The following is an 18,198-nucleotide window of genomic DNA, read 5'->3' on the forward strand; positions in this document are numbered from 1 at the left end:
TAAGAACGAATGATGAACAATTTGATTTGAAAAGAGATTGATTCTCAGTTCTTATGTGAATCAACTTTGAAAAGATATAAAATGGACTTCAATAAAATGGAGTCCATTTTTTATTGCTGTTTCTTTGTGAAAGAATAACCCTTTTATTGTAAGATGTTGATATGTAAAAAATTAGAAGAAGGGCAGAAGAAGAGAATAAGAAGCATCGCTTTTACTGCTCAATAACATTGCAATAGCACGCTAAAAGCATTCCTTTTGCACGGCAAAGTCATAGCTTTTAGAGCGTGATGGTGATGAACTTTGATGGGGAAAAGCGAGAAAGACTTGTAAAAAGAGAAAGAAAAAAGGTTTGGTGCAGTGGCATTATCTGCGCCAAACCTTGTGTTGTTACTCCTCTAAGGGGTAAAATGAAGATTATTTTAACACCCAATGAGAGATAAACGAAAGATTAATTGTCGTATAACCAACGATAAACGATGTTGAGTTGGTTGCTCATCGACAAATTACCTGGATTACTTCCTGGTGCTCCTTCGGGCACTTCCATCTTCCAACGAGCATAATATTTCTTCCAATAGTCGGTCACAACGCCCGTGCTATCATGGAAACTCATGGGGATAGGCTTAAAAATAAGGTTGTTAGCTTTGTCCTTATAACATAGTTGAACAAGCTCACTGCAATAAATCTCATCGTCGGTCGAATTGAATTTAAAATCATAACGCTTTCCGATATACTTCATTGCGTTTTGTACCGACGCCTCAATATTGTCCCGATTTTTTAGTCGTCCCACCAAAACGTAAGGTACTTTATTTAGCTTTAGCCACTTTTTGAACTTATCAAGAGGGGTTAATTTCACTCCCATAAAAGAGGCTTCGAGTGCAAAACTACCCGTAGAATCGTTGTGAAAAATAGCCACATGAGTGATCTTCTCACCATTAAAGCCCTGTGTTACATCGCTAATGGCATTTTTATTTTGTTGCACGCAAAATAAAAGGTCGCCCTCTTTTAACTCAGATGTTGTAGTAACATCGCTCATCCTTTCCCCCTCTTGCTTGTTGCATGCTATGCACACGAAACATGAGAGTAGAGCCACTAATAGATACTTCATCATAAGTTTATGTTAAAAGAGGCTCCTGCCATAATCCAAAAGCCAGGTTGTGGAATTCTACCATAGTCGTAATACTTCTTGTTGAATAGGTTGTTTGCTTCAACAAAGCAGCTGTATCGAGGTTTGTCAAGCGACACACGACAATCGAAAACGCCATAAGGATGGTATTTTTCGGTTTGAGTTGGCGAGATGATAACGCTACCAGTGCGGTCGAGATAACGATACATAATGGTGGTGCTCACGTCCTTTAAAGGTGATAGAGATAAGCTTGCAGAGAGCTTATTGCGCAGATATTCGAGCACATAGCGACTTTGCAATTCTGCATCTTTATGCGAATTTTGATGAATATGAGCGTAAGCGAGTGAGAATTTCTTCATCACTTTTTGTGTGGGTAATAGCTGTTGCAAACTCAAATCGAGAGCTAATTCGGTTCCAATGCTATTGATTTTACCAAAGTTAACGCTCTTCCAAACAAACTTACCCATTGCATCTGTAGAGCCAATCCAGTCTATTTGGTTGCGAAGATGATTGAAATACACCTTTGCCGATGTCGTTAATACGGGTGTTTGGTGCTTCACACCCAATTCAAAAGCCGATAATTCTTCGGGCTTTAGATGTTTGTTAGGCTCAAATCCCTTATATTTATAAAACAATTCGGTGGCGGTTGGCAAGCGAAGTGATGAGTTATAAGAGGCGTATACCTTTAGGGTGGGGAGCAATTGGTAGGCGATGTCGATACCAGGATAAACTCTCATTCCACCTTTAAGCCACGAGTTATACGAGCTGATAATGCCCAACGATGCACTGAACTTATCGATAATTAAGTTGTGCTCGAGGAAGATAGAAACGTTGGTTCTGTTAAACTCTTTGGTATAATCACGATTGGTGCCCGATATGTGCTTTGCTTTCGCCATCAATTCGCCAAGAGTTGTGCTCACAAGATCTTCTTGTCTCAAGTCTAAACCGATAGCCGTTTTGCCTGCAGTCCAATCGAAATAAGTATTGATGTTGGTGCCATAAACATTCGAACGAGCATAGTTAAAGGGCACAGGGTTTTCGTTTCCATGGTGCCATTCATATCTATCTTCGTTTCTATCCCAATATATTGCACCATGAAGTTTCATAAATCCCTTTTTAGTGTCAGCCTGCAAAGCGGTGAATGTTTTAAAGGTGTGTTCGTATTGGTCGTCAGATGCGCCGTAAAAAAGATTCGAACCCCAGCCTTTACTACTTAATCCTGCATGCCAGTTTAGCTGAACTAAGTCGGTGTTATATCTACCTTGATAAAAGGCTTTGCCTCCTTCAAAATCCATATTGTGATGACCTTTCGAGCTAACCGAATAACCATCGCTTCGGGTGTAGCTTGCCGATAGGGCATTGGTGAAGTGAGATTGAGAAAGATGGAGTGCTGTTCCGCCTGAAAAGAAACCGTAAGAGCCGGCTTTAGCAAATGCGCTTACGTTGTTGTTTTTGGTTAGTTTGGTAATAATGTTAATGGCTCCTAATAGCGATGAGGTTCCGTAAACTCTGCCTGCAGGGCCTTCTAACACCTCAATTCGTTCTATTTGGCTCATGTCAACGGGTATATCAAAAGCATTATGTCCTGTTTGTGGGTCGCCAATATTAATGCCATTAACAAGTATTGCCACTTGTTCGAAGGTTCCGCCACGTAGACTTATATCCGTTTGAGCACCTATTGCACCACGTTGTCGCACATCAATTGCAATAACATGTTTCAATAAGTCGTTAACACTTTGTGCTGCAATGGCACGAATTTCTTCGCTACCAAGCACCTTAACCATTCTCGATTGCTGAGCAACTGTCAGCGGAGCACGTGATGCAGTGATAAGAACTTCACTGAGATCAACCTCTTTTTCTTTTCCTAGAACTGTAGAATCGGTCTTTGCTTCATTCACACTAATGCTTTGAGCTTTAGCGTTTGTGAGTGTTGCAACACTTAAAGTACCGATAAGAACTTCTTTTCTAAGCACAGAAAAAAGAGAATAGCCCTTGTTTGAGAAACGCTTAAACAAGATGCTATTGCGCTTGTTGAAAATTGTTTTATTCATACTTTGTTTTATAATTGTGCCTTGCACTATTGCAAAAGCACTGCAAAGTTAGCAGTTTTTATTCTATTTGCCAACGGATGTAAATGAAGAATTGAGGACAAAAGAATAAGAACAGCGATGACAAAAAGTATTTAAAACAACTTTGTGGTACTTAAATTTAGGTTCTTTTCCAGAACTCTGGGGTTAGAATAACGAGTACTGTAAATATTTCTAAGCGTCCTACGAGCATCAATGCAGAACAAATCCATTTTGCAAAGTCGGGCAATATGCTCCACGACATAGTAGGTCCAATCTCAATTCCCAGTGTAGGTCCAACGTTACTCATACTACTTAATGCAATGGTAATAGCGTTGGTGTTATCTACTCCTGCTGCAATCATCGCGAAAGCAGCAATTACAGCCAATATTAAATAAATGGCAAGGAAAGCTAGTAGGGTTACTCGTTTGCGAATATTGATATTTACTCCATCAATTTTTAGGGGTAGAACGGCATTGGGGTGTAATATCTGTTTGAACTGATTAGATATAATTTTGAGAATCAATACACCACGAACACATTTCAAACCACCGCTAGTACTACCAGAACAAGCACCGAAGAACATACACAATGCTAAGATAACCCAAGTTACGTGAGGCCATTTTCCTGCGTCATCGCTAAAAAGTCCTGTGGTAGTGATGAAGGAAACGACTTGGAAAAGACTACTTCTGAATGCCTTTTCGAGTGCATATCCATTTTGATAGATAAGCTCGAACATGATAAAAGCAGTAGCAGCTAATACTAAAAAGCAATAAAAGATAAATTCAGCATTGTGAAATAATGTCTTAAAACGGCGTTTAGCCATTGCCATATATAATAAAGTGAAGTTGACTCCTGATGCAAAACAGAAAAAGATAGAAAGGTATTCAATCGTAGAAGAATGGAAATAAAGGATACTACTGTTGTGAGTTGAAAAGCCACCAGTGGCAGTTATAGCCATAGAATAGTTGATACAATCGAATAATCCCATTCCACAAAGTTTGAAACTAGCTATACATGCAATTGTAAGAATGAGGTAGACGCTCCAGATCCATTTCGAGTTTGTACTTAGACGGGGATGTAATTTTGATTGAATAGGTCCTGTAGCTTCTGCCGAGAAGATTTTAACAGAGCCTCCAACAAGAGATGGAAGTAGTGCAATTGTAAAGAAAACGATTCCTAATCCGCCTATCCAATGGGTCATAGAACGCCAGAAAAGTAAGCCATGGGGTAAGGATTCAACATCGTCTATGATGGTTGCTCCTGTGGTAGTGAAGCCCGACATCGTTTCAAAAAAAGCATCGGTGAAATGAGGTATGGCTCCTGTAATCATGAAAGGCAATGAACCAAAGATACTAAAGATAATCCATGAGAGCGTAACAACTAAGTAAGCATCCCGTCTAGACATGCTGTTTTCTGCTTCATTACCTAACGAACGAAAGAAGAAAGCAAAGAAAAGAGTAATTAGAGAGGATACAATAAAAGCTAAAGAATCGAACTCATGGTAAAAAAGAGATACTGCAACGCTACTAAGGAGTAGGGCTGTTTCGATAAATAATAATGAACCTAGAATCTTAAATATAATCTTCCAATTAATCATCTCAATCTTAATTAAAGTATCTTTCTATCTTTGTTATTCGTAAATCGTGACAGAATACCATCACAATGTCGCCTGCTTCAATCTGAGTTCCACCGCTAATAAGCATACCTTCGCCGTTTCTTACAAGTCCACCTAAGGTTAATCCTGTTGGTAAACCAAGCTCGTAGACTTTCTTTTTGGTGATTTTTGAACCTTCTTGAACCTTGAATTCTGCGATGTCTGCATTCGAAGTCATGATGAATCTCATGTTGTTCGCATTGGGATCGAGCATCATTTGGTAGATTTCACTTGCCGCAATGGTCTTCTTATTCACAATTGTTCCGATGTCAAGGCTTTCTGCCATACTGATATAATCAATGTTATCCACCAGCGCAACGGTCTTTCTTACGCCGAGTCTTTTAGCAGTTAAGCAAGCAAGAATATTGGTTTCGACATTAGCAGTTACTGCAACAAAGGCTTGAGTGTTGCGTATTCCTTCTTCTTTTAACAAGCTAATGTCTCTTCCGTCGCCATTAATTATCATTGTGTCGCTATCGAGTAGCTCGTTAAGTTCTTCGCATCTCGCTTCGTCTAACTCGATAATTTTAGCCGACATATAGCTTGGTAGGGTCGAAGCAACACGCACTGAGGTGTTACCTCCGCCCATAATCATAACGTTTTTCACATCGTCGTAGTCTTCTTTACCTACAACTTTGCGAATATAAGGAATGTAATTTTTGGTGGTCATGAAGTAAACAAGGTCGTAAAGTTTTAGTTCATCGTCTCCACCAGGAACGATTGTTTCGTCTCCACGACGTATGGCTACAATGTGATAAGGCTCTTTGTGCTCGCTAATGCTTTTGAGAGGTTGATTCAATATGGTGCAACCTTCTCGCAATTTGATACTAAGCATCACCAAAGCACCATTGTGAATGTCCCAACGTTGACGCACCCAACTCATCTTTAAGCCTGATATAATGTCCTTTGCAGCAAGCATTTCAGGATAAATAAGTGAGTCGACGCCCACTTGTTTGAAGAATTTATCCATGCCTTCGTTAAGATATTCTAAACTATCTATCTTTGCAACGGTTCGTTTTGTCCCCAAGTTCTTTGCCAATACGCATATATTTATATTGACAGTTTCTTGTGGAGTGACTGCTATAAGTAGGTCAGCATGTTCAGCGCCTGCCTCTTTTAATGTTTTTATGCTTGTTGGTTCTGCACAAATAGTAAGTAAGTCGAAATCTCTATCTAAGCGAACAAGGTTATCTTCGTTATTGTCTATTAATACGATGTCCTCGTTATTACGAGATAATAACTCTGCCAAATGAGTTCCAATGGCATAAGCTCCAACAATAATAATCTTCATTTTAACTTAAAATTTCTTGTTTTATTGCAGCTTTATCATATCCTGCAATCTTGCGTAACTCATCAACTGTTCCATGTTCAATGAACCTATCAGGTGCTCCCATCCTTATAATTGTAGGATGGTAATTATGGTCTTTCATCCAGCAGGTAATACTACAGCCCATTCCACCATTTCTTATTGCATCTTCAATAGTGATTATTCGCTTGAACTTTTTACCCACTTCGTGAAGTAATTGTTCATCCAGTGGTTTTAAAAATCGAAGGTCGTAATGGGCAACACTAATGTTATTGCCTTCAGAACTCAATTCCTTTATAATCTGTTGAACGTCGTTTCCTAAAGGACCTAAGGTGATAACGGCAACGTCTTCTCCCTCAGTTAAACAACGTCCTTTACCTATTTCTACAGCTTCTAGAGGGCAACGCCAATCGACAATAGTTCCTTTTCCACGAGGATAGCGTATCACAAATGGACCATGATTAGGCAATTGGGCTGTGTACATTAGTCTTCTTAGCTCATATTCGTCCATTGGAGACGATATAATAAGATTGGGTACAGGCAATAAAGCTGCAAGATCAAACATTCCATGATGTGTTGGTCCGTCTTCACCTACTAAGCCTGCACGGTCGAAACAAAATATAACTGGAAGGTTTAGTAGGGCAGTATCGTGGATAATATTATCGTAAGCACGTTGCGCAAAGGCGCTATATATGTTACAAAAAGGTATCAAACCATCTTTAGCCATACCCGCAGAGAACGTCACAGCGTGTCCTTCTGCAATTCCAACATCAAATGTTCGATCGGGCATTTCATCCATCATGATATTCATTGAACAACCTGTTGGCATGGCAGGAGTCACTCCTACGATCTTATCATTCATCTTAGCAAGTTCTAAAAGAGTTTCTCCAAAGACATCTTGATAACGTGGTGGTGTATTGGTTTCATCGCTAACTATTCGTGTTCCCGTTGCAGGATCGAACTTTCCAGGCGCATGCCACACCGTAGCTTGCTCTTCTGCAGGAGCGTATCCCTTTCCTTTTATGGTGTGAAGGTGTAGCATCTTGGGACCTTTCATGTCTTTTAAACGGCGTAACATGTGAACAAGTTCAATTACATCGTGTCCTTCAAAGGGACCAAAATAGCGTATATTCATACCTTCGAAGACATTCTGTTGACTGCTTAATGCTGATTTTATGGCATTATTTAGTCGTATAATCATTTGTCTACGCTTATCTGTTAGGTAGCCTTTTGAATGTAACCATTGCGAAGCTTTGAACCTTATTTTATTATAAGTCTCATTAGTATCAAGTTGTAATAAATACTTTTCCATTCCACCAACGCTTCTATCTATACTCATGTTGTTATCATTTAAGATAATTAACATGTCATTTGGGGTAGAAGATACGTTGTTTAAGCCTTCAAAAGCTAACCCACCACTCATCGAACCATCGCCAATAATAGCCACGGTATGTTGATCCTTTTTATTCAAACGCTTAGCCGCAACAGCCATTCCTAATGCTGCTGAGATAGAATTTGATGCATGTCCGCATGCAAAAGTGTCGTATTCGCTTTCTGAAGGAGATGGAAATGGGCGAACTCCGTTTAACTTACGATTGGTCGAAAAAACTTCTTTTCTGCCTGTAAGTATCTTATGTCCATAGGCTTGATGACCCACATCCCACACCAATCTGTCAGTAGGTGTAGCAAAAACGTAATGCAATGCCACCGTAAGTTCTACTGTTCCTAATGACGAAGCGAGATGTCCAGGATTAACAGATAGCTCATTTATTATAGTTTGTCGCAGTTCCTTGCATACTTGAGGCAATTGTTCTATGCTTAATTGTCTCAAATCTTTAGGAAATGTTATCTTGTCTAATAATCTTAAATTTTCGTTCTCAATCATCACAATGTTGTATAAACGCCATCTAAAAACTTGCTAATTGTTTTATACTCATAAACTTAAGAAATGCACCTGCTTTGTTATTTCATTTCAATGAGGTATTACATCGTTCTTAATGAGCCAATACTAGCGCCTGCAAAGGTAGTTTAATTTTAGTTGAAAGCAAAATAAAAGGAGTGTTTTTAGGTGGATATCTTCAATAAGATATATATTTATTGAGGCGTTTCAATACTTTTATATCTTACTGATTGAAACGCCTCTTGTTTTTATTTCTTCGTCCATTTAATCTTTGCGAAAACAGGATAATGGTCTGAAGGATTTCTTCTTGTAAAATGTTTTAGATTGATTTGTTGTGGAGCATCTTTTCCTTTTCGTGCTTCCGATGTCTTATCTTCCGTCCAATAGCTATTGGTGAGCACTCCATATCGTTGAACTTCAAAAGGTTTAGTCAAGAAAATATGATCGATTCTACTATCAGTTTTGGTATCAGAGTCAAAATCATTGAATGTGCCATTTTCTGCAAAACGATTTTTTGCGATGGTGTATGAGTCGTTCAATAATCCTGAGTTTACAAATAAATCGTATGTTTCATCTTTTTGATCAACATTAAAGTCTCCAGTAAGAATAACGGGAGCATTTTGTCCTGCTATTTCTTTTATCTTCCTAATAACAAGTTTTGCAGCTTCACGACGTGCAATAACGCCAACGTGATCGGTGTGAAGATTAAAGAAATAGAAAGTAAAACCTGTTGTTTTTTGTTTGAATTTTCCCCATGTGCAAATGCGAACACAAGCAGCATCCCAACCCAATTGTGGCTGATTGGGATTTTCTGCGAGCCAAAAATGACCGTCTTTTAGTTTTTCTATCTCGTTTTTATTATAGAAGATTGCTGCATATTCGCCAGCTTCCTTGCCGTCATCTCTACCAACTCCTATATAATTATAGGTGGGAAGTTGTTGTAACATATCATGCAATTGTTCAACTAAGACCTCTTGAGCACCGAATATATCAGGATTTTCAAATTTCAATTGATCACAAATAACCTGACATCTTTTTTGCCAAACGAATCCCGCTTTAGCATCATTATTGTTTTTATATCTTATATTATAACTACCCACAAATAACGATTGTGCGTAAGTGATTACCCCTGTGGATAATAAAAGTAGGCTTAGAGCTATTCTTTTTGTAATTTTTCTCATTGTTTTATGTTTTTGTTTTTAATTAGTTTTCCCAAATTTTGAGTTTATCAAACACATTACTCCACTTGTTAGACTTAGGTTTATTTCCATCTTCCTTTCCTTTCTCAAGTTGTGGGGGTGGATTGTGTCCTTCTTTATTTATTGTTTTTGTCTTTTCAGGGGGTGTTTTCTCTTTTGTTGTTTGTTTTGATGCGGCTTCTATCTTATTAGGTGTTTCTTTTTTCCATTGTTGAATGAAGCTATATCCTGCATCACTAACATCAAAGTTAATTTCAGGGAGAATGATTTTATCTGTAGGGCGATATGGAATATTACTAATTTCTATAGGTTCAACAATTACGCTTGCCACACCTTTTGATAAGATACCCAAAATATTAGCAGCACTCCATGATAGATCTATTATGCGTCCACGTGCAAATGGTCCTCTATCTGTAACTCTTACAATTACATCTTTACCATTTTCAGGATTGGTTACACGAAGTTTCGACCCAAAAGGATATGTCCGATGAGCGCAAGTAAGACTATCGTGATGAAGCAATTCACCACTGGCAGTGCGAGCACCTGTAGCCCTTTTTGAGTAAAAAGTTGCTTTGCCACGCTGTTGTTGTGCGTAACACAGGTGGCAAAGCATCATGATGCATGTTATAATTACATATCTATAGTTTATTTGCACTATATTTCTTATTCGTTCTACACTATACCTTGCGCCATCATGGCGTTAGCAACTTTCATAAAACCAGCAACGTTTGCGCCCTTAACATAGTTGATATAGCCACTTGGTTCTGTTCCATATTTAACGCATTGTTCGTGAATAGAGTGCATGATGTAATGTAGTTTTTCATCCACTTCTTTTTCACTCCAAGGCAAACGAAGGTTGTTTTGGGTTATTTCTAAGCCAGATGTTGCCACACCTCCAGCGTTAACTGCCTTACCTGGGGCAAACAATTGGTTTGCTTTTAAGAAGAGATCAACAGCTTCGGCAGTGCAACCCATATTTGAAACTTCTGCTACACATAATGGATTGTGTTGTAAAAGGAGTTTTGCATCGTCTTCGTTAAGTTCGTTTTGGGTGGCGCATGTCAATGCAATGTCGCAAGGAATACGCCATGGCTTTTCGCCTTTAAAGAATTGTGCTCCTTCAAATTCGTCGGCATAAGGACTGCAAATATCATTGCCCGAAGCACGTAATTCTAATAGGTAGTCTATCTTTTCGCCAGAAATTCCGTTGGGATCGTAAATAAAACCATCAGGACCACTAATTGTAACGACCTTTGCTCCCAGTTCTGTTGCTTTTTTTATAACGCCCCATGTAACATTGCCAAAACCACTTGTTGTTATTATTTTACCTGCAATATCAATTCCTTTGGTTTGCAACATCTCATTTACGAAGTATAATGCACCATAACCTGTAGCTTCAGGACGTATCTTTGAACCGCCCCATTCAATACCTTTACCTGTTAAAACACCTCCCCATTGGTGTTTTAGCTTTTTATACATACCAAAGAGGTAGCCTATTTCACGTGTTCCTACACCGATATCACCAGCTGGAACATCTTCATCAACTCCGATATAATGGTATAGCTCCGACATGAAAGCATGGCAGAAACGCATTATTTCGGCATCGCTTTTTCCTCGAGGAGAGAAGTCTGAACCACCTTTGCCGCCTCCCATTGGTAGGGTTGTTAATGCGTTTTTAAAGGTTTGTTCAAATCCTAAGAATTTCAAAATAGATGGTGTTACAGATGCGTGGAAGCGAAGTCCGCCTTTATAAGGACCTATTGCACTATTAAATTGCACTCTATAACCAGTGTTTACATGAACTTCTCCTTTGTCGTCTACCCATGGAACTCTGAAAGTTATCATTCTTTCAGGCTCAACTAGTCGTTCTATAAGTTTCGCTTTTTCGAACTCTGGATGAGCGTTATACACTTCTTCGATAGATACAAGTACTTCTTTTACTGCTTGTAGATACTCTTTTTCGCCAGGATACTTTTGTTCCAAACGACTTAATATTTCATCTACATTCATAGGCTTAAAATGTTTAAGGTTAACAATTATTACAAAGATAAGAGTTATTTATATAACTGCCAAAATAAAATGTCATTTTATTTGTTTTATTTTTTGCATTTTTCTTAGTCTTGTAATAGTGTTTTTTATTGGTCTAGATAGATTTATTTTGGGGACTTAAAAGAATGACTTCTTTCATAAAATCATTGCTTTTCTATTTTGAAAATAATGATTTTGTATGGTAAACTTATTATTATTGTATTGTGATATCAATACTTCTTTTGTATAAAAATATAAAATGCTGTAGTGGTTTGTTTTACTACAGCATTTTATCGTTTCTTATTCTATTGTATTTTTCTTGTTCTGAGGAATTTGAATATCTTCTTTTGGAAGTTGTCGGTTTATTTCTGCGTGATAAGAAATAAGCGAATGAGTTCCTCTAAGATTAAGAGGTTGAATCTTATTGTGAATAATATCCATCATATGTTTATTGTTAAATGCATATATTTTAATAAACATATCGAACTCACCAGATGTAAAGTGGCATTCAACCACTTCTGGAATCTTTTTCAATCCTTCAACAACAACTCGGAAATCGCTTGGATCTTTCAAGTTAAGACCTATGAAAGCGCAGGTTTCATAACCAATTTTTTCAGGGTTAATAATGAATTGTGAACCTGTTATCACGCCCAAATTCATGAGCTTTTGTATGCGTTGATGTATGGCTGCACCACTTACATTGCATTCACGAGCAACCTCAAGGAATGGAATGCGTGCATCTTCTGCCACCATTTGAAGAATTTTTTATCTAAATTATCTAAACTATGATGTCCCATATTTGTTTATTTTTGTTGATGCAAAGATAACACAAAAGAAAGAAATAAACAACTTTTTAATGCTTTCTTGTTATAATTGCACACCTTTTTCTTCTTTTTTCAGAAAATATTTATCAAAGAAATCAAATGTGGGGGGTATTCTTTTATTTATTATCCAAGGTGATTTTGTGGTATATAAGAATACTTTTAATGATATCTTGATGCTGTTGATATATCTATTGCAATGTTTTGTTTTTTCTGTTTAAATCAATATAAACAGGTTGATCCAATTGAATTACTTTTGTAATTGATTTTTATTGGCGATGCTTTGATTGCCCTACATAAAACACATTGTCGACCTTTGCCTCTTGAAGAGCTTTTTTAATGAACATAATTTCGTGCATTGGCGTGTGCTCATCTGCCTTTATTAATACTGTGAAAAGATTTTTGTTACCTTGTTTTAGCTGTTTTCTTACCTCGTTTATTGCTTCAGAAAGTTGTTCTTTCGCAACAGGCTTTCCATTCACTTCGATAATTGTTGGTTGTTCTTGAGGGGGTACATTGGGAGTAAAAAGTTTACCAATAGAAATAGAGCATAGTGCTTTCTTCTCATGTAAGTTTGCCAACGACATTCCTTTGGGTAGCGAATAGCGCACCTTAGAGTTGTCGGTTCGCATGTGCGTTACAATCATAAAGAAGAATAACACAGAGAAAATGAGGTCGGGAAGCGATGCTGTGTTCAATTGAGGAACATCGTGTTGTTTCTTTTTAAACATACTCATTGCTCACCTCCTTTACTGTTTTCATATGCATTTTCAACAATTCGTTGAGGCAAATCGTGCGCAATTGCTTCACGTTCGCCTGCATCTGCCAATTCATACTCGCAATTATAACGCTTTAAACACAATTCGTTACGAGCTTTTTGATAAGCCAAAGCAAGTGCATTTTGCAGTTTAAAGTAGCTATTATAGTTGCTCTCGGGATGCGACTGAATGTATATAACATGTTTTTTAGCGTGTTTCAAGATAAAACGAGATGCAACTGATGATATAGAATCAACAACAATGGGTTTGCCTTCAAGTGTAATTTGGTTGTTGGGCAATAGCTCTATCGACATAAACGAGTTTTTGTTCACCTCTGTTTGCTCTTGTTTCTCTTTCTTATCTTTAGGTGGAATTCTGCCTTTTAAGCCTTTGTCGAGGTTCATAGAGGTAGTTACAAGAAAGAATATCAACAGCATAAACGAGATATCTGCTGTTGAAACAGTGTTCAGTTCGGGTACTTCTTGTTTCTTTCTTTTAAATAACATTTATGCTCTTCTATAGCTTTTAATTGTTCCCCACGTTGCACAAGCAATGCCAATGAATAGCAACAAAATAGAAACTGAAATAAACATGTCGCTTGTTTTCAACCAAAACGTGTTGTTAAAGAATATTCCATTCACCTTCAAAGGTGATGAAGAACCTAGTAAGAAGAATAGAATAAGTAGAGTAGGGATGCTTATGAATGTGGCATTACGAATGAATTTCACCTTAATTCCATTCTGAATGCTGGGCATTTGTGCTCCCAATAAGATTTCTTTAACGAGTGCCCATGCTGCAATGGCAATGGATAAGAAAAGAACGATATAAGTAAAGACAAGGACAGTGTTGGTAAGTAGAGGCTCAACCATTCCCTCTTTAGTTAGCGATGGCATATCGTATCCAACTAAAAAGAATAGCGAAAATATCACCAAAGTGAGTAAACAAAGTACTCTTAGGCTGATATTGGCTAATTGCTTGTTGTCTTTTATCTTCAATTTATTCTTTTTCATGCTTTGTTTTATATTGCATTATTGCATCGAGGAGGGTCATTACCGACTCTTCCATCTGCGAAGTGAGATGGTCTATCTTTGAGATGATGTAGTTATAAAATAGCTGTAGAATCAAAGCCACAATGATTCCAAAGATGGTTGTGATAAGAGCTACCTTCATTCCAGATGCTACAATGGTTGGACTTATGTCGCCTGCGGTTTGTATTTGATCAAAAGCAAGCACCATTCCGATAACAGTTCCGAGGAAACCTAACGATGGAGCCATGGCTATAAACAAGCGAATCCACGAGCAACCACGCTCAAAATAGGCTGTTTGAACAGATCCATAAGAAACGATAGAGCGTTCTATTTCTTCGATAGGTTGATCTATTCGCATAACGCCTTCTTTGCAAATGGCAGCCACAGGACCTCTTGTTGCATCACATTGTTGTAGTGCTTTATCTAAATTCTTTGAGGTAATGTTCTGCGAAAGCTCTTCCATAAACTTCTTTGCATTGATTTCTGACAAAGTGAGGAAAATGATTCTTTCAATGCAAAAGGCAAGTCCTAAGACTAAAGCTAATGCTACCAACGACATAAAACCAGCGTTACCCTCAATGAACTTTGTTTTAAGTGCGTTGTGAAAACCTGTTTGAGGTTGGTTAATTGCTTCGTCTTCTTCCACCTCTTCGAGTCCTTTCACTAAAGTCGTGTCTACTGTTTGTGTTGTAGAAGTAGGTTGTTGGACTGCATTTACTGCAGAATCGCCTTTTTGTGCCATTGCACTTAGTGAGCATATCACCAGCAATTGCACCATAATAAATAGTTGTAATAAATATTTCTTCATCTTGTTTATGTAAAAAAGCAACAGCCTTTTTGTGTTGGTTGGGTACTTATTTTTACTTAAGTGTTATACTTCAATGCAAATATTAAACGCAAAATTAGAGCTTTTATTTTAAACATCAAAATATAAGAAAAATTCTTTCATCTTGTTTTGGGATATTTCTTGCGAAACAATTCGATAGCTTTTTCACCTTAAAAGCATTGACTTTGTATGATAAAAGCATTGAGATGATAGAGTAAAAACATATCTTTTGCAATACAAGTAGATACACATTGCCTACCTATTTCGTTATCAATACCTTACGTTTTAGCTAAAAAGCTCTATTCTAAAGGTTGTTCCTACACCTTGTTCTGAGTGTTTTACAAAGATGTGTCCTTTGTGATATTGCTCTATTATGCGCTTTGCAAGCGACAAACCAAGACCCCATCCACGCTTTTTTGTGGTGAAACCAGGTCGAAAAACATTGGCAATATCTGCCTTGCGAATGCCTTTTCCCGTGTCAGAAACATCTACCACAACACCGTGTTTCATGTTCATCACCTCGATAGTGATGGTTCCTTTACTACCAATGGCATCGATAGCGTTCTTACAAAGATTTTCTATCACCCATTCAATCAACAGCATATTGATGCGTGCCACTGCAGGTTTGGCACTCAACTTTGTTTCGATTGCAATGCCACTCGATGCTCGTTTACCAATATAAGTTGCCACTTTCAACACAATATCGTTCATATTGCATGGCTCGAAGGTTGGTTGTGAGCCTATTTTCGAGAACCTATCGGCAATGAGTTGAAGGCGTTTCACATCTTCGCCCATATCTGTTATAAATGGATCGTCGGGATATTGTTCTTTAAGTATTTCGTTCCAAGCCATCAAACTCGATATAGGTGTACCCAATTGGTGAGCTGTTTCTTTCGATAAACCAACCCACAAACGGTTTTGTTCTGCCTTTTTGCTCCATAAAAGGGCTAAAAGTGCCAGTGTAATGAAGAGCACTACCACTATAAGTTGTATGTATGGATAAATAGTTAGACGCTTTATTAAGAGAGAATCGTCATAACACACTTCTATAAAATCATTGGGTTTATCGCTCATCTGCAACTTAATGGCACGCCCCTTGCGTTTCAATTGGTGCGCAAGGGCAAGGGCTTGACTATTGACATCTGCCGACTTGGTGATGGTGAAGTTAATGTTTCGGATGGCTTGAACGCTGTCTTTGGCATCTATCACCACAACGGGTATGGTGTTATTGCCATTCACAACCTTTAAAACAAGAGCCAAATCGGTGTTCTCGTCGGCTGTATTCAGAGAGTGAATGGCCTCTGCCCACACTTCCATTTTGTTGCGTTCTTCTTGCGAAAGTGCTTCGGTTATGGTATGAGAAACCCACAATGAGCCTATAGCAATGACGATTGCTATAACAAAAAACATAATTTTTATATAGTGAGTTCTACGTGTCCATTTCATTATATCATATCAACGCAAAAATAATAGCTTTTATTATAAATATCACTTAACTTTCAAAAGGTGCTCACCAATTTTGCCTTTATCTTAACATTCAGCAACAATTGAAATATTCTTTTATGCTCTTTTCAACACAAAGACAATAAAGAATGCTTATTTTTGTAGTTCATTCAACGATAAAACATAATTAAATGATTAAATTTCAAGATGTAACTCTTGCAGATAAAGACACCATTCAATCGTTTACTTTGAATGGTGAACTGCAAAATTGCGACCTTTCTATCGCTAACATCATTAGCTGGCGTTTCCTATATAACACGCAATGGGCAATAGTTAATAACTATTTAGTATTCCGATTCTATGTCAATCAACATCTAGCATATATGCTTCCTGTTCCTCGTCCTACTGAAAACGAAGACGGAAAACTATGTGTTAAGCCTTGCGATGCATGTTCTATTGAAGTGATTAAAGCTTTAAAAGAGGATGCAAACGCATTGGGTCATCCCTTTCTTATGCTGGGTGTGTGCAATTGTATGGTTGATGTTATAGAGCAGTTTATGCCTAACACGTTTGAGATGAAGCCCAACAGAGATTATGCCGACTATATTTATACCCGTGAAAAGTTGGCTCTTTTGTCGGGAAAAAAACTACATGGAAAGCGTAACCACATCAATAAATTCAAGATATTATACCCTCATTACGAATATAAGCCATTGACAAAAGACCTTATTCCTGAGTGTTTAAAGTTGGAAGAGAAATGGCGTGAGGCATCAATCAACGATGGCTCAAACCCCGAACTCCTTGCAAGCGAGTTGCGTTCGATGACTCGTGCGTTTGAATTTTGGGACGAATTGGGCTTAATTGGCGGTACGCTGTGGGTAGATAACAATCTCATTGCCTTTACATACGGCTGTCCGATCAATCAAACAACATTCGATGTGTGTGTTGAAAAGGCAGATGTGTCGTACGAAGGAGCGTTTACTATGATTAATAATGAGTTTGTTCGTCATCTTCCTGAGCAGTATTTCTACATCAATCGTGAAGAAGATATGGGAGAAGAAGGACTTAGAAATGCTAAGCTTTCATACAAACCCGATATCATTCTCGAAAAGAATACGGTGATGGAGCGTCATCCTTTCGTGGCAAAAGACGAGGAAGAACATGTTAAAAATGAGACAAAAGAATTGTGGAAAGAGGTATTTAACGACAAAGAAGCGTTTGTTGAGATGTATTTCAACAGAGTGTTTAGTCACGAAAACAACTACACCATCCAAATAAATAAAAAGGTGGTGGGTGCTTTGCAGGCTGTTCCTTATCAGCTAAAGTGGCACCATCAAATTGCGAAAACGGTGTATATAAGTGGCGTTTGTACATCACCTTCAATGCGAAACCTCAATATTGGCAACAACATCATGCACCAAGCGCATTTCAATAGCTATCATAAAGGAGCGGTGTTCGCTGTGCTTATTCCTGCAGAAGAATGGTTATACACTTGGTATGCTAAGTGCGGATATGTTGAAAAGATGGATTGTGTGGCTTTACCTTTCGACATTTTAAATGCAAATGTCACCGAACTGAATGCTTGGCAACAGCAACAAAGCACCATTTTGCTACATAACGATGAGCAATGGGACATTGCAAAAGAAGATGTTCGCATTGATGGTAGCGACTATTTGGCTAAGGATAAAGAGGCTAAGGGAATGATTAGGGTGATTAATGCACACGAGGCTTTGAAGCTATATGCAAGTATCTATCCTGAAGAAGAGAAAGTGTTGCACATCAAAGGCGACAGAGATATTCCTTCGAACAATGCTTATTACATCGTAAAAGATGGTAAGGCTATAAAAACCGATGAGCCTTTTAGCAACGCAACAACTATCAAGATAGACGAGTTGGCTAACATTTTGTTCAGTAACGACAAACCTATTATGACTATGATGCTTAACTAATGATTTTCAAAGGCTTTAGAACAGCTTTGAAAAAGCATTGATATTGCATAGTAAAAATAATAAATATTAAAAGTAATTCAATTGAGTTTATTTT

14 protein-coding genes and 1 pseudogene are annotated in these 18,198 nt (G+C 37.9%); 1 reads left to right on the forward strand and 14 read right to left on the reverse strand.

The window, feature by feature from the left end; all coding sequences use genetic code 11:
• Positions 1–448: 448 nt before the first annotated feature.
• The 14 genes and pseudogenes from HMPREF0669_RS01225 to HMPREF0669_RS01295 form a co-directional block, all read right to left on the reverse strand.
• The gene (locus HMPREF0669_RS01225) at positions 449–1,108 is read right to left on the reverse strand and encodes a YiiX/YebB-like N1pC/P60 family cysteine hydrolase (RefSeq protein ID WP_051148186.1); all 660 of its coding nucleotides are present in this window, start codon (positions 1,106–1,108) and stop codon (positions 449–451) included.
• Positions 1,105–3,174: a TonB-dependent siderophore receptor gene (locus tag HMPREF0669_RS01230; RefSeq protein WP_009228930.1), complete on the reverse strand. Its 2,070-nt coding sequence runs from the start codon at positions 3,172–3,174 to the stop codon at positions 1,105–1,107. The genes HMPREF0669_RS01225 and HMPREF0669_RS01230 overlap by 4 nt, the downstream gene beginning before the upstream one ends.
• 157 nt (positions 3,175–3,331) lie before the next feature.
• Positions 3,332–4,789, reverse strand: a complete 1,458-nt coding sequence (locus HMPREF0669_RS01235) for a TrkH family potassium uptake protein (protein WP_009228931.1) — start codon at positions 4,787–4,789, stop codon at positions 3,332–3,334.
• A gap of 7 nt (positions 4,790–4,796) precedes the next feature.
• Positions 4,797–6,137, reverse strand: coding sequence for a Trk system potassium transporter TrkA (gene trkA, locus HMPREF0669_RS01240; protein WP_009228932.1), 1,341 nt, complete (start codon positions 6,135–6,137; stop codon positions 4,797–4,799).
• A gap of 1 nt (position 6,138) precedes the next feature.
• Complete coding sequence (dxs, locus tag HMPREF0669_RS01245; protein ID WP_009228933.1) at positions 6,139–8,037, reverse strand: 1-deoxy-D-xylulose-5-phosphate synthase; 1,899 nt, start codon at positions 8,035–8,037, stop codon at positions 6,139–6,141.
• A 263-nt stretch (positions 8,038–8,300) separates the two neighbouring features.
• Positions 8,301–9,233, reverse strand: a complete 933-nt coding sequence (locus tag HMPREF0669_RS01250) for an endonuclease/exonuclease/phosphatase family protein (protein ID WP_009228934.1) — start codon at positions 9,231–9,233, stop codon at positions 8,301–8,303.
• Between the two features lie 22 nt (positions 9,234–9,255).
• Positions 9,256–9,867, reverse strand: a complete 612-nt coding sequence (locus tag HMPREF0669_RS01255; RefSeq protein WP_009228935.1) for a septal ring lytic transglycosylase RlpA family protein — start codon at positions 9,865–9,867, stop codon at positions 9,256–9,258.
• Positions 9,868–9,923: 56 nt separating this feature from the next.
• Complete coding sequence (gdhA, locus tag HMPREF0669_RS01260; protein WP_009228936.1) at positions 9,924–11,261, reverse strand: NADP-specific glutamate dehydrogenase; 1,338 nt, start codon at positions 11,259–11,261, stop codon at positions 9,924–9,926.
• Positions 11,262–11,579: 318 nt separating this feature from the next.
• A pseudogene (locus tag HMPREF0669_RS01265) lies at positions 11,580–12,076 on the reverse strand (Lrp/AsnC family transcriptional regulator).
• 293 nt (positions 12,077–12,369) lie between these two features.
• A complete protein-coding gene (locus HMPREF0669_RS01275; protein ID WP_009228938.1) occupies positions 12,370–12,837 on the reverse strand; it encodes a biopolymer transporter ExbD in 468 nt (155 codons plus the stop codon).
• Positions 12,834–13,364, reverse strand: coding sequence for a biopolymer transporter ExbD (locus HMPREF0669_RS01280; RefSeq protein WP_009228939.1), 531 nt, complete (start codon positions 13,362–13,364; stop codon positions 12,834–12,836). Before HMPREF0669_RS01280 ends, HMPREF0669_RS01275 begins: the two co-directional genes overlap by 4 nt.
• Positions 13,365–13,868, reverse strand: a complete 504-nt coding sequence (locus HMPREF0669_RS01285; protein WP_009228940.1) for a hypothetical protein — start codon at positions 13,866–13,868, stop codon at positions 13,365–13,367.
• Entirely contained in the window at positions 13,855–14,694 is an 840-nt protein-coding gene (locus HMPREF0669_RS01290) for a MotA/TolQ/ExbB proton channel family protein (RefSeq protein ID WP_020967914.1), read from the reverse strand. The genes HMPREF0669_RS01285 and HMPREF0669_RS01290 overlap by 14 nt, the downstream gene beginning before the upstream one ends.
• Positions 14,695–14,997: 303 nt before the next feature.
• Positions 14,998–16,158, reverse strand: a complete 1,161-nt coding sequence (locus HMPREF0669_RS01295) for a HAMP domain-containing sensor histidine kinase (protein ID WP_009228942.1) — start codon at positions 16,156–16,158, stop codon at positions 14,998–15,000.
• 188 nt (positions 16,159–16,346) lie between these two features.
• Here HMPREF0669_RS01295 and HMPREF0669_RS01300 point away from each other — a divergent pair, with 188 nt between their 5' ends.
• Positions 16,347–18,104: a GNAT family N-acetyltransferase gene (locus HMPREF0669_RS01300; protein WP_020967916.1), complete on the forward strand. Its 1,758-nt coding sequence runs from the start codon at positions 16,347–16,349 to the stop codon at positions 18,102–18,104.
• The last annotated feature ends 94 nt before the right edge of the window (positions 18,105–18,198 follow it).

The sequence above is a fragment of the Prevotella sp. oral taxon 299 str. F0039 genome (genome assembly GCF_000163055.2).
Classification (GTDB): Bacteria; Bacteroidota; Bacteroidia; order Bacteroidales; family Bacteroidaceae; genus Prevotella.

Excerpts from the sequence above, each read along its gene's own strand:
- HMPREF0669_RS01225 (WP_051148186.1), bottom strand. The coding sequence starts at position 1,108 with ATGATGAAGTATCTATTAGTGGCTCTACTCTCATGTTTCGTGTGCATA.
- HMPREF0669_RS01230 (WP_009228930.1), bottom strand. The coding sequence starts at position 3,174 with ATGAATAAAACAATTTTCAACAAGCGCAATAGCATCTTGTTTAAGCGT.
- HMPREF0669_RS01235 (WP_009228931.1), bottom strand. The coding sequence starts at position 4,789 with ATGATTAATTGGAAGATTATATTTAAGATTCTAGGTTCATTATTATTT.
- trkA (WP_009228932.1), bottom strand. The coding sequence starts at position 6,137 with ATGAAGATTATTATTGTTGGAGCTTATGCCATTGGAACTCATTTGGCA.
- dxs (WP_009228933.1), bottom strand. The coding sequence starts at position 8,037 with ATGATTGAGAACGAAAATTTAAGATTATTAGACAAGATAACATTTCCT.
- HMPREF0669_RS01250 (WP_009228934.1), bottom strand. The coding sequence starts at position 9,233 with ATGAGAAAAATTACAAAAAGAATAGCTCTAAGCCTACTTTTATTATCC.
- HMPREF0669_RS01255 (WP_009228935.1), bottom strand. The coding sequence starts at position 9,867 with ATGATGCTTTGCCACCTGTGTTACGCACAACAACAGCGTGGCAAAGCA.
- gdhA (WP_009228936.1), bottom strand. The coding sequence starts at position 11,261 with ATGAATGTAGATGAAATATTAAGTCGTTTGGAACAAAAGTATCCTGGC.
- HMPREF0669_RS01275 (WP_009228938.1), bottom strand. The coding sequence starts at position 12,837 with ATGAGTATGTTTAAAAAGAAACAACACGATGTTCCTCAATTGAACACA.
- HMPREF0669_RS01280 (WP_009228939.1), bottom strand. The coding sequence starts at position 13,364 with ATGTTATTTAAAAGAAAGAAACAAGAAGTACCCGAACTGAACACTGTT.
- HMPREF0669_RS01285 (WP_009228940.1), bottom strand. The coding sequence starts at position 13,868 with ATGAAAAAGAATAAATTGAAGATAAAAGACAACAAGCAATTAGCCAAT.
- HMPREF0669_RS01290 (WP_020967914.1), bottom strand. The coding sequence starts at position 14,694 with ATGAAGAAATATTTATTACAACTATTTATTATGGTGCAATTGCTGGTG.
- HMPREF0669_RS01295 (WP_009228942.1), bottom strand. The coding sequence starts at position 16,158 with ATGAAATGGACACGTAGAACTCACTATATAAAAATTATGTTTTTTGTT.
- HMPREF0669_RS01300 (WP_020967916.1), top strand. The coding sequence starts at position 16,347 with ATGATTAAATTTCAAGATGTAACTCTTGCAGATAAAGACACCATTCAA.